Genomic DNA, 11,137 nt, shown 5'->3' with positions numbered 1-11,137 from the left:
GAGCCATAATATTTTAGATAGCGGAGCGCCCGAGGTTTTCTGTGTGTCTGAACGTTTTGTCGTTTTTGGATAAGTCAGGTGGGCCAAGATATCGGCATCATGTGACAGCTTTAAGAGTTGCAGTACCTTTTGCAAGATGAACATGATATGATTATTTTCATATACTGTCTACGCTTCTTTTATAAACTTATTTATAAAGGCCGCTGGGGGACGGCCGTCTTTTATGGGAGGTTCTGTTAAGTGATTGATCTGGATACGCGTTTCAATCGATTGAATGTTAAAACTGCGATGCTTACCTTTTACTTGCGCTATAAGCCGTGGCGATTCTGGATTGTCTTTCCCATGCTAATCACTAGGTTGCTTTTTTGGTTGCATCGGTTAGATGAACTGGATTATCAGGTCAAATACTGGCGCTATTTCATAAATGAACCATTGCCGGAAAAAAAGTGGCGACAATTTGGACGGCGTTTAAGCAACCGTAGTCGCCGCCGCGTCAAAGCTACTACTTTTATTGTTGCCGATGTGCCGGTATTCATGTTGAATTGGCTAGTACCAGATTCGCGCATCGTTGGTTTGGATATTGATGAGAAAGGTTTACGCTTACCAAAAGCCCGAACTCTCAGCGCTAAAATAGCTTTTTTACAGCCGGAATCGTTAGTTGTGTCGCCGCGTTTTTTTAAAACGTTCGTGCACCATACATCGTTTGAGAATAAAACCCGAATCTATGCAAATCAGCATTTCTTTACCAGTTTTAAAGGCTTCAACCGCTATCAAACTGTTCTGTTTTTAAGAAACGTGGTGGCTTTATTTGCTATGGCAGCCTTCACTGCTGTGGTCACGATTTATATGGCTTCAGCCGCCTATAACCTCGATCTCACTAATGTTGTCTTTAAGAGCCTGCGTTTAATTTTATTAAACATTCTGCCTATTTTTGTTTTCATGCTGATAGGATATTTGCTATTTAATCGCGTAACAATCGCAATTCTTGTGGGGCAGGTTCTAGCGATCGTCGTTGCGCTCGTTAACTATTTTATGTTGCAATATCGCGATTATCCATTTGAGTATTCGGATATCTCGTTGGCGTCAGAGGCTAGTAACATGGGTTCAAGATACAGCTATATTCCACCTGTCAAATACTTTTTGGTTATAGCTGTTTTGTTGACTCTGGCAGTAATTGTAGGTCGTTTTTTGAAAACAACAACGCTTCGCTGGTGGGTTCGCCTGCTAACGCTGGGGTTGGTGTTTATAAGCTCCGTATTTATGATGAATCATTATTATCTAGTCGATGATTACTACACTTTAGCTAACAACGATCCTTGGGGGCCAGACGCCGATCGGTATGTCGTCAATGGTTATATGTTCTCGTTCATTCATTCGGTCAAAAATGACTGGGTGATTGTGCCAGAAGGTTATAATGCCGCCACTGCAAAGAAGGCATTGAGCGCTTATCAGTACCAAGATATCCCTACAGATAAACGGCTCAATGTGATAACGATTCAGTTGGAAGCTTTTCAAGATTTTTCGAAATGGTCAGATTTGGAAATTGATCCCTCTGTTTATGCTGGACTTCATCAGGTGGCCTCTGAAGGAATGGCAGGTCAACTAACAACAACCATCTTTGGTGGTGGCACTGTTGATACTGAACGTAAGGTATTGACCGGTTTTTCTGAACTAAGCCCAATCAATGGCATGACCAATTCTTTTGTTCAGTATTTTAATGAACAAAAATATATCACTAGATTTATGCATCCTGGCGACGCATGGTTCTACAACCGGCAGAATATCGACCGCTATCTGGGCTTTCAAAAGACATTGTTCAGGGATAATTACTATGACCAGCATGTTGCTGACGTTGATGTTGTTCCTGACACGAAGGTTTTCAATGATCTGGTCAAACAACTGAAAAAGGTGAATGCGAGTGGTAAGCAGTTCTTCAATCAAACTGTGACCATGCAAAATCATGGCCCGTATTCAACCGAGTTCGATGGTGATTCCTTGTTGCCGTGGAAGAAAGGATACAACAAAGACGATTATGCCATCATCAACAATTATCTGACCGGCGTTAAAGAGACATCAGATGCACTTCTAAAGCTGACAAATAAACTTGATCGGTTAAATCAACCCGTGGTTCTGGCATTTTGGGGGGATCACAACCCGTGGGGCGGTGACCAAAATTCGACTTACAAAATGCTTGGCATTAATCTAAAACAATCTACCCAAGAAGGCTATGAGAATTACTACAACACGCCTTATGTGATGTGGGCTAATGAAGCGGCAAAGAAAATAATGGCGAAAGACTTTTCGGGTACCGGCCCAACCATCAGTCCAATGTACGTATTGCCCGAAATCTTTACCCATGCCGGGTGGAAAGGTTCGCAGTACATGCAGGTTTTGCAGAATCTTGAGGGACAGGTTCCGGTATTTGGTCAGAAGAATCATTATATGATCAATGGCAAGCTGACTACCAAGCCAGGGAAGAGCCAGAAAAAGGCCATTAAAAAGTTTGACGATATTCAATACTACATGAAGTCGAATTATATGATGAATCAAAAGCAGCTCAAGTGATTTTTGGCTAAACTCGCGGTTAAAGTGAAAATCCGATGATCTCACTATTAAAATCCAGCCTTCCGCTACCCCATACCCCCAAGCTTCATGGTAAACTCAAAACCGGATATCGTTTTAAAGATAGGCGGGGTAAACATGAAAAGCAGCTTCAAATGGCAGTGGTGGTTGGTCGTTCTCGGTTTGACGTTGATTGTGGCAGGTGCGCTTTCCGTTAAGTCATTGGTGGACCGGCATGCAGCTGAAGCGCGGGCACGCCAGGCGAGTCATGAACGTGCTGTGGCTGACAGTATCAGCACATCTAGAGCGCAAGCATCCGCGCGGCGGGCATCTTCAAGTAGAAAACGAAAAGCGGCGGAACAAGCTGAACGAGAACAGCCATCAGCTGAATCACCGTCTAGCATCGGTCAAGCACACATACCTGCCGCAGCCGCTTACGCCTATCCTGTCGCCGAAGTCAAAAAAGAAATGACAGCACCTTATACCAGCAACATCAAGAAGAAAGTGGTCTTCCTAACCTTCGATGATGGCCCGAACACAGTCAATTCGCCGCAGGTTCTGAACATCCTTAATCAAGCAGGTGTTCATGCCACGTTTTTTGTGGTCGGTCGCCAGCTTTCACCTGAAACTGCGCCAATATTGAAGTCAGAATATGATGCCGGCAATAGCATCGGATTGCACAGCATGACGCACAATTACAATTTGCTTTACCCAGGCCGCACGGGCGCCGCTTCGGTTATTGAGAATGAGGCCAAAATGGAGCAAGCAGCAGTGAAGCAAGTATTGGGGCCTGATTTTGAGACGCATCTGTGGCGTTATCCCGGTGGTCATTTTAGCTGGAAAGGATTGACGGCCGCTGATACTGGTTTGACCCAGCTGGGGCTTGATTGGGTGGATTGGAATGCGGCGGTGGGTGATGCGTTAAGTCCGGCCCAGGAACCGAAAACGGAAGCGGCGATGTTGCAATATCATTTGCGGTCGCTGGCGGTTTATCCGACTAGCAATGTGCGGATCGTGTTGATGCATGATGCCATCGGGAAGGACATGACTGTGAAGACGCTGCCGAAGATTATTGATTATTACCGCAGTAACGGGTATGAATTTGGCGTTTTGTCATAATGTTTGGCATTCCGTAAAAAATGTGCACGAAAAAATCAAATCGACCAAAAAGGGCCTCGCCAAGCCGCTTGAACATTCAAGCAGCAATAGCGAGGCCTTTTTATATTCTATATTAATTCAGGTACTTCAAACTCCTTCCTTAACCGCAAACTTAGCCAGCTTACCCTTTTGAACCGGATTGACGACCGCGGTGATGCGGGTGCCGTCTTCCGTGTAGTCGGTAGCTTTAACCACGGTTTCTTGATTGAGGTAGTTGACGAGTTGCCCTTGATCGAAGGGAATCAGGTACGTGTGTTCTTCATCTTGGCCAAATAAGTCGGCTTTAATGAGTTGTGTGAGTGCCTGGAGCGATCGTTTGTCGCGGGCCGAGTAGATGAGGCGTTGGCCGGTGACTTCCGGATACCGGGTGCCTTCGCGCAGATCGGCTTTGTTGTAGGCTTCGATCATCGGGATGTTGTGAATGCCGACTTCCTTGAGCGTTTTCTCGGTGATAGCCATCATTTCCGGATAGTTCTCGTCGGAGTAATCGACAACCTGAATGAGCAGGTCGGCGTTGGCGGCTTCTGCCAAGGTGGCTTTGAAGCTGTCGATCAGGTTATGCGGCAGTTTGGACACGAAGCCGACTGTGTCGCTGAGCAAGAACTTGCGATTGTCTGGCAAGGTGATTTGCCGCACGCTGGTGTCCAGCGTCGCAAATAGCATGTCCTTTTCAAAAACCTGTTTGTCTTCCGGACGATCAGCGAAGAGTTGCAGGAGTCCGTTCATCGTGGTGCTTTTGCCGGCGTTAGTGTAGCCAACCAGAGCAACGACGGGAATCGCATTGTCTTCGCGTCGGGCGCGGCGAACCTGATCGCCAACGCTGGCTTCTTTGAGTTCCTGACGCAGGTGGCTGATGCGCTTGTTGAGTACTCGGCGATCGAGTTCAAGTTGCGTTTCGCCGGAGCCACGAGTTGCAAATCCGGCACCGCCGCCGACCTGCTGATCCAGGCGGTTGGCGCTGGGATGCAGGCGCGGCAAGGCGTATTGCAGTTGGGCAATTTCGACTTGCGTTTTGGCTGCTTTACTACGGGCCCGATCAGCAAAAATATCGAGAATCAGCTGAGTACGGTCGATGACGTGCAATTTGGTTTGCTTCTCAAGGTTGCGCAGTTGCGACGGCGAGAGTTCATCGTTAATGACCACCGTGGTAGCATCGCGAACATTGGCGAGCTCGCGGATTTCTTCGACTTTGCCGGAGCCAAAATAAGTGGCAGCGACGGCGCGGTCAAGGTTCTGCCGGACCTCACCGACAACCGTATAGTTATCAGCCTTGGCCAATTCGCCAAGTTCGGTCATGGTGTAATCAAAATCGGCTTGCTGACGGGAAATGCCGGCGATCAAAACGCTTTCAGAGGTTACTTCATTGGATATTTGTTCAGTCATAAATTCCTTTCATAGATCCGGGCGTCATCGCCACGGATCGGTGCTAACGGATCATCAGTCATGGTGCAACCTTGCGTAACCGCATGGCGATTCACCCCTTTCATTTGAATAAGACTAGTGTAACACGCGGTATTTTAGCTGGCGAGCGAATTGCGCTGTGAAAAGTTTGGTTTGCAGTTATACGCGTTGTTCGTTTATTTAAGTGGCGGTGCCAGCACCTGAATATGATCGGCAATTACGGCCAGCTTCAGCGGGGTCTTCGCACTTGGATCGCCATCAACGCGGCTTTGCAGGGTTTTAGGTGCGTGGATTGTCAACTGTTCAGTTTTAAAATAGGTCATGCCCGGCAATTTTTGAAAGTTGCCGGTGATGAAGTAGGGAATGGCCAGCAGCGAACGCCACCAAGTGAGTTTAGGCGCGATGAAGACATGCAGGTGGCCGTCATCAGGCGTTGCATCCGGAACGGCATTGGTGAAACCACCAACTGAATTGGTCATGGTCACCAGCAGAAACTGAGTGTCCTTTTTCCATTGGTGATGGGCGGTGTCTAGTTGCAACTGCCAGTGCTGGTGCTGTGCCAGAACTTTAAAGCCTTTTAGTAAGTAGATGATGGGACCGAAGTGGCGTTTTTCTTTTTGCGTGACCGACAGCGCCGCATTGGCCAGAACGCCAAGCGTCAGCGTACTGACCATGTAGCGGTCATTGACCTGCGCGACGTCGAGCGGCTGGGGTTTGGCTTCGAGGATGTTCTTGATAGCCAGAGGTAATAGTAAGGGGATATGCAGCACCTTGGCTAGGTTGTTGACCGTTCCTTCTGGCAAAATGCCTAGGATTGGCGGTTGTTGCCGTGGTGCTAAGCCGGCGACGACTTGATTAATCGTGCCATCGCCGCCAACTGCAACGACAACATCCGAGTGGGCCCGGGCAGCAAACTCACGGGCATCATCGGCATTTTTTGTGGGCTTCATCGTGACCAGCCGCTGGCGATCTTCGAGTTTCGCTTTGAGCACTTCTGCCGCTGTTGGACCTTTGGCGTGACCTGAAGCGGGATTATAAATGATCGTGTAGCTAAGCATAGCAGCCTCCTACTTATCAAGACATGCGGCGATGGTTAAAATAAATGGCATCGTCACAAATTAAAAACAATATCGCTCTTTACTATTAATCTTATCACGCCGCAACAGTGATCACCGTGTTGACAGCTGAATCAGTGGACACCATCATGGCAACGAGCAAGCCTTGCTGCCCCAAATGTCTGACGGGCAAGCAATCAGATTAAAAAACTCCGAAGATACGGAATTGTCTCCGGAGCATGATTTTTTAAAGTTGTTTGAACTTAAAAAGATCGGCAAGCAGTTTTACGCTTCGTCGTCCGGTGTCGCCAACAGTTGATGCCGTCCGTTTGCCGTGACTTTGATCACCACAGCGGCAATGGCCAGATCAACAGCAATAATAATGGCCCACTGAATGACCGGTGTTAAGTGGTTAAGCAAGTTGACATGCATGCCATAGGTTGCAGCTGCGATCAGCCCAACCAGACTAAGCGCCGTGAAGACGAGCCAAGTATTGCGACTGAACGCGAGGCCGCTAACAGTATTGCGCTGCCGCTTAGCAATCCACGGCATCAAGACACCGAGTGCCACCATCCCGATTGGCACCACAATGTTCAGCACCAGCATCAAGGCAAAAGTATCAGCCGTTGCATCGGTCGGGAAGAAGCCGAGGGTGCCGAGCAGAAAAGTAATGCCAAGCATCCAGATGCCGACTACCAGTCCGACTTTACGATTCTTGAGGAACGTATAATCCGGCGTCGGGAAGCGATCCTGATGCAGGCGAACCATCGTGTAGGACCAGAATAGGAAGCAGGTTGACAAGGGACTCACAATGCCATTGAGGTTCAATAACCAGTTGAAAATATCGTTGATTTTCGGCAGCAAAGCGCCTAACGCCATGATTAACGCACAAAGAATCGTTGTCATCCAATAGCCGTTGATCGGCAAGCCGTCTTCGTTCATTTTGGTCAACTGCCGCGGCATGAAGCGTTTGGCAACGTCAGATAGGAAGACGCGCGTAGAAGCATCTAGAATCACCGCTAGTTGGGCGAGCATATAAATGCCTTGAACCACGGCGAAAAGATACATAAGACTGTTGCCGAGACCGAATTGGCGACCGATCGCCTGAAACGCATAGTAGGAACCGTTCATTTTCAAGTCGTTCGGCAGGTGATGGGCGTTGAAGTAGACGCCGAGTGAGAAGGTGCCGAACAAGGTCAGAAACATGGTCATAATGGCAATCATTTTCAGCGCCTTGGGGAAGTCACGCGCGGGATGGCGCATGTCCTTGGTGTACGGCGCAGCGAGTTCCGAACCGTTCATGGCAAAAACGAACAGGCCAAAAGTCGACAGGAAACTCAGCGAGAAGAAGTCTTTGGGGATGAAGGCCTTGAAGTCAAACGGCCGGGTAGCGATCGGGGCGCCTTTGGATAGGCCGATGAACGTCATCACCACAAACAAAATGGTCATGATGAACATGGCACCGCCGCCAATGGTTGACATAATTTCAAGACTTTTATTTTTGAAGAAGTGCTGGAGCCAGATAAAGATCACGAAGATAACTGCGGTGAGAATGCCGAACCATGCGTTGCCGAGGTTGGCTTGAATATTGCCATTGCCGTTGGTGATCCAGCCAAATGAAATGACGACGGAATTGGCGACGTCCACCACGTAAGGCAGGCCGGTAATCCAGTAGAACCACGCGGCATAGTAGCCAACCGTATCGCCGTTGGTTTCACGCATCCAGCTGGTGATCCCGCCGCCGTGTTCGGAAAAAGTCGATCCCATGTGCGCCACAATCAGATTGTACGGGATGACATAAAAGAAGGTCATAATGATCCAGCTCGTGAAGGCGACTAAGCCTTGGTTCTGGAAGTTATAGATGATATCGTCGAACCCGATCACGGTCACAAAATCCATGAGGCCGACAACCATCCAGGGAATATATTGTTTTTGCGGTTTTTCCAAATCGTTCATATTAAAACAAACTCCTTTACTAGGTTGAGTGCTGAACTAACTGCGAACCTAGACCCGGAGCTTTGTTGCGAAATTTTCCCACGACGAACCAACTTTCATAAGTATTTTCATGAATCAATAGTGATTATAGCAAGGATTCGGGGCTTTTTGGTGGAAAAAGTAAAGAAAAGCTAATGGAACTAACAAACCCGTTAGTTTCCAAAGGCCAACTGTTAGCGCATAAACAGGAGAAATCGATTAATAACCACTATTATTAAATTAATCAAGCAAGCGCCGTGACTTGGCGAATGGAGGTTTTATCATGGATAAACAACAACCAATTGTCACCGTTGAAAATGTGACCAAGACTTATGGTAAACGCGGGGAGAAGCAGACACCTGCGTTAAAAGGCGTCAGTTTTGAAGTTGAACCGGGAGAATTTGTCGGCATTATGGGCGCTTCCGGCTCAGGGAAAACCACGCTTTTAAATATTTTGAGTACGCTCGATACCCCGACGTCCGGTTCCGTGCGGATTAAAGGGAATGACGTGACCAAGCTTAAAGGTAACGCCTTGTCTGACTTTCGCGCGAAACGTATCGGCTTTATTTTCCAGGATTTCAACTTACTGGAGAATTTGACCGGGCGAGAAAACATTGCCTTACCGCTGGCGTTGCAGAACGTGAGCGCCAAGAAGCAGACCGAAGCGGTGGATAAAATTGCGCAGACGTTGGGCATCGAACCGGTGTTAGATCATTACCCGACCGAGCTTTCCGGTGGTCAAAAGCAGCGAGTGGCAGCAGCGCGGGCATTGGTTCAGCAGCCGGATATTCTGTTTGGCGATGAACCGACAGGAGCGCTCGATTCCACAGCGGCGCGCGAATTGCTGGATACCATGGCCCATTTGAATCGGGATGAAGGTGTATCGATTTTGCTGGTGACGCACGATCCGTTTTCGGCTAGTTATGCCAGTCGGATTTTGTTTATCAAAGACGGGCAGATCGGTTCTGAACTGAAACATGGTGACAAAAGCCAAGAAGCCTTTTATCAGGAGATTCTTGAGACACTCGGAACATTCCAGAAGTAGGAGGCGAAAATGATGTTAACAAAGCTCGCACTTGGCGGTTTAAAGAACCGTTTTCGGGATTATGCGGTGCTATTTTCTGGCTTGGTAATTGCCAGCGCCGTGTTTTATATGTTTATGGCATTAGCCACCAACACCAGCTTTTTGACGAAAAATTCTCCGATTAGCGTTACGCCGTTTATCTTCGGGTTCGGTGCTGTTTTACTGGCGATCATTACGTTGGTTTATATCGTGTATGCCAATAGTTTTCTGCTTAGTATGCGGCAGCGCGATTATGCCATGTTTATGATGCTGGGCGCAAAAGGTCGCAAAATCGGCCAGCTGGTGTTTCTTGAAACCGTTGTGATCGGTTTACTCGCTACGATTGCCGGCATTGCGATTGGGATGGTCGGCACGACCTTTATCGGCCAATGGTTAATCAAAACGTTACATGCTCCGGCCACCGGTTTTTCCGCGATCTGGGTGCCGGCGATTTTATGGACGCTGGGCTTCTTTATCGTTTTGTTTGTTTTTTCCGCAATCTACAATGCCAGGAAATTATTGAAAACGCCAATGATGGCACTGTTACATCAAGCCCAGACACCGAATCGGATCAAGCAGCGCAAGACCACTTTCGCCATTCAGATTGTGCTCGGATTGGTGTTGCTGGCGATTGGCTACTACAGCATGGCTAACATTGCCGTTTTTCAGTTAATGGCAATTCCGCTAGCGTTAGTAACGATCGTGGCGGGGACGTATTTTCTGTTTAATTCCGTGTTTGTGGCGTTGATTAGTCTCATGAAGCGCAACAAGCCATTCGCAGCTGAGCAGTTGCATACCTTCACGTTATCGCAACTGAGTTTTCGAATTCGCGATTATACCCGAATTTTGTCAGTTGTGTCGATTTTGTTCGCGTTGGCGTTAGGTGCGATTACGGTTGGCCTTGGTTTTACCCATGACATTCCAATGTTGGTCAATCAAACCACGGTTTACGACGTGACGGTGACCTCACCGAATGCCGCAACCCGCGCGGAAGTGAATAAGTTGCAAGGCGTTACCGAAAAGCAGCAATACACGCTTAAGTCGGATGCCAAAACGGTTTACGTCAGCAAAGCGGCGATTGATGCGCATCCGCTGGAAATCAAAGCGAATGACAAAGGACTCAACGCGCCTAGCATCAAGGTCACCAGCCGCAATTTCGATCGGGTTATCGAGCGTTACCCAACTGCTTTTGGCGTGTTCACCGGCAATAATCGCGGCAAGCAAATGAAAGTAGCAGACGCTGCGACATTTGCCAAACTCGGCAACGCACAGACGCTGACGACGATCAAAGTCAAAGATTTTAACCAGAATTATGACACGATTCAAAAGATTGTGACCATGCAGCAACATCAATATCCGCGGCTTGGCAATAGTAACACCGATCAAAAGATTGCCTTCTACGACATCATCAATGGCATGTATTCCGGGCTTGCGTTCATGGGCTTCTTCCTGGGCATTGCGTTCTTAGCGATGCTGGCGTCCACGCTCATGTTCAAAATCCTCTCTGGCGCCAACTATGATCAAAGCCGTTATCTCATGCTGCAAAAAATCGGTGCCCGTCCGCAAGCACTACGCCGTTCCATTCGCCAGGAAATCGGCGCACTGTTTCTGCTGCCAGGATTGGTCGGCATTGTGCACGTCTTATTCGGGCTTCAGATGTTTAAGACCCTGCTAAGTCAACCTTACGCGAATTTGTTAGTTCCGTTTGGCTTGTTCATCGTCTTATACGGTCTCTATTATTTGGCCACTGTCTGGATCTATCAGAGCATTGTCATTAACAAGGATCTGGCGGCTAAAGCGTAAGCAGGGCATAGACATAATCTAATATCAAAAAAGCAATCGCACACTTTCCAAAAATGGTGTGATTGCTTTTGTTTCTGCGTAGAATTTTTGTTAGGCATATTAAGTTCTTAGTGCCAAAGCG

Annotated in this window: 7 protein-coding genes; 4 read left to right on the top strand and 3 right to left on the bottom strand. The window is 47.9% G+C overall.

Annotated features, from left to right (window positions below):
• Positions 1-240 precede the first annotated feature (240 nt).
• Together GSO_RS09460 and GSO_RS09455 are read left to right on the top strand one after the other, a co-directional pair.
• A complete protein-coding gene (locus tag GSO_RS09460) occupies positions 241-2,565 on the top strand; it encodes an LTA synthase family protein (RefSeq protein ID WP_010491493.1) in 2,325 nt (774 codons plus the stop codon).
• A 135-nt stretch (positions 2,566-2,700) separates the two neighbouring features.
• Entirely contained in the window at positions 2,701-3,681 is a 981-nt protein-coding gene (locus GSO_RS09455) for a polysaccharide deacetylase family protein (RefSeq protein WP_010491491.1), read from the top strand.
• A 126-nt stretch (positions 3,682-3,807) separates the two neighbouring features.
• On the opposite strand, the gene hflX is transcribed toward GSO_RS09455, so the two are convergent.
• The 3 genes from hflX to GSO_RS09440 all read right to left on the bottom strand — a co-directional run bounded on the left by hflX (position 3,808) and on the right by GSO_RS09440 (position 8,132).
• Entirely contained in the window at positions 3,808-5,103 is a 1,296-nt protein-coding gene (hflX, locus tag GSO_RS09450) for a GTPase HflX (protein ID WP_010491489.1), read from the bottom strand.
• A 194-nt stretch (positions 5,104-5,297) separates the two neighbouring features.
• The gene (locus GSO_RS09445) at positions 5,298-6,179 is read right to left on the bottom strand and encodes a diacylglycerol/lipid kinase family protein (RefSeq protein WP_010491487.1); all 882 of its coding nucleotides are present in this window, start codon (positions 6,177-6,179) and stop codon (positions 5,298-5,300) included.
• A 282-nt stretch (positions 6,180-6,461) separates the two neighbouring features.
• Positions 6,462-8,132 (bottom strand): APC family permease, encoded by a 1,671-nt coding sequence (locus GSO_RS09440; RefSeq protein WP_010491485.1) that lies wholly within the window; start codon positions 8,130-8,132, stop codon positions 6,462-6,464.
• A gap of 301 nt (positions 8,133-8,433) precedes the next feature.
• Between GSO_RS09440 and GSO_RS09435 the strand changes: the two genes are divergently transcribed.
• Entirely contained in the window at positions 8,434-9,195 is a 762-nt protein-coding gene (locus GSO_RS09435) for an ABC transporter ATP-binding protein (RefSeq protein WP_010491483.1), read from the top strand.
• 12 nt (positions 9,196-9,207) lie between these two features.
• Positions 9,208-11,016: an FtsX-like permease family protein gene (locus GSO_RS09430; protein WP_010491481.1), complete on the top strand. Its 1,809-nt coding sequence runs from the start codon at positions 9,208-9,210 to the stop codon at positions 11,014-11,016.
• The last annotated feature ends 121 nt before the right edge of the window (positions 11,017-11,137 follow it).

Source organism: Lacticaseibacillus zeae DSM 20178 = KCTC 3804, assembly GCF_000260435.1.
In the GTDB taxonomy this organism is placed as follows: domain Bacteria; phylum Bacillota; class Bacilli; order Lactobacillales; family Lactobacillaceae; genus Lacticaseibacillus; species Lacticaseibacillus zeae.
This window is presented reverse-complemented; position numbering and strand designations above follow the sequence as displayed.

What these genes read in the sequence shown, in the direction of transcription:
- GSO_RS09455 (WP_010491491.1), top strand. Translation starts at nt 2,701, where the DNA reads ATGAAAAGCAGCTTCAAATGGCAGTGGTGGTTGGTCGTTCTCGGTTTG.
- hflX (WP_010491489.1), bottom strand. Translation starts at nt 5,103, where the DNA reads ATGACTGAACAAATATCCAATGAAGTAACCTCTGAAAGCGTTTTGATC.
- GSO_RS09445 (WP_010491487.1), bottom strand. Translation starts at nt 6,179, where the DNA reads ATGCTTAGCTACACGATCATTTATAATCCCGCTTCAGGTCACGCCAAA.
- GSO_RS09440 (WP_010491485.1), bottom strand. Translation starts at nt 8,132, where the DNA reads ATGAACGATTTGGAAAAACCGCAAAAACAATATATTCCCTGGATGGTT.
- GSO_RS09435 (WP_010491483.1), top strand. Translation starts at nt 8,434, where the DNA reads ATGGATAAACAACAACCAATTGTCACCGTTGAAAATGTGACCAAGACT.
- GSO_RS09430 (WP_010491481.1), top strand. Translation starts at nt 9,208, where the DNA reads ATGTTAACAAAGCTCGCACTTGGCGGTTTAAAGAACCGTTTTCGGGAT.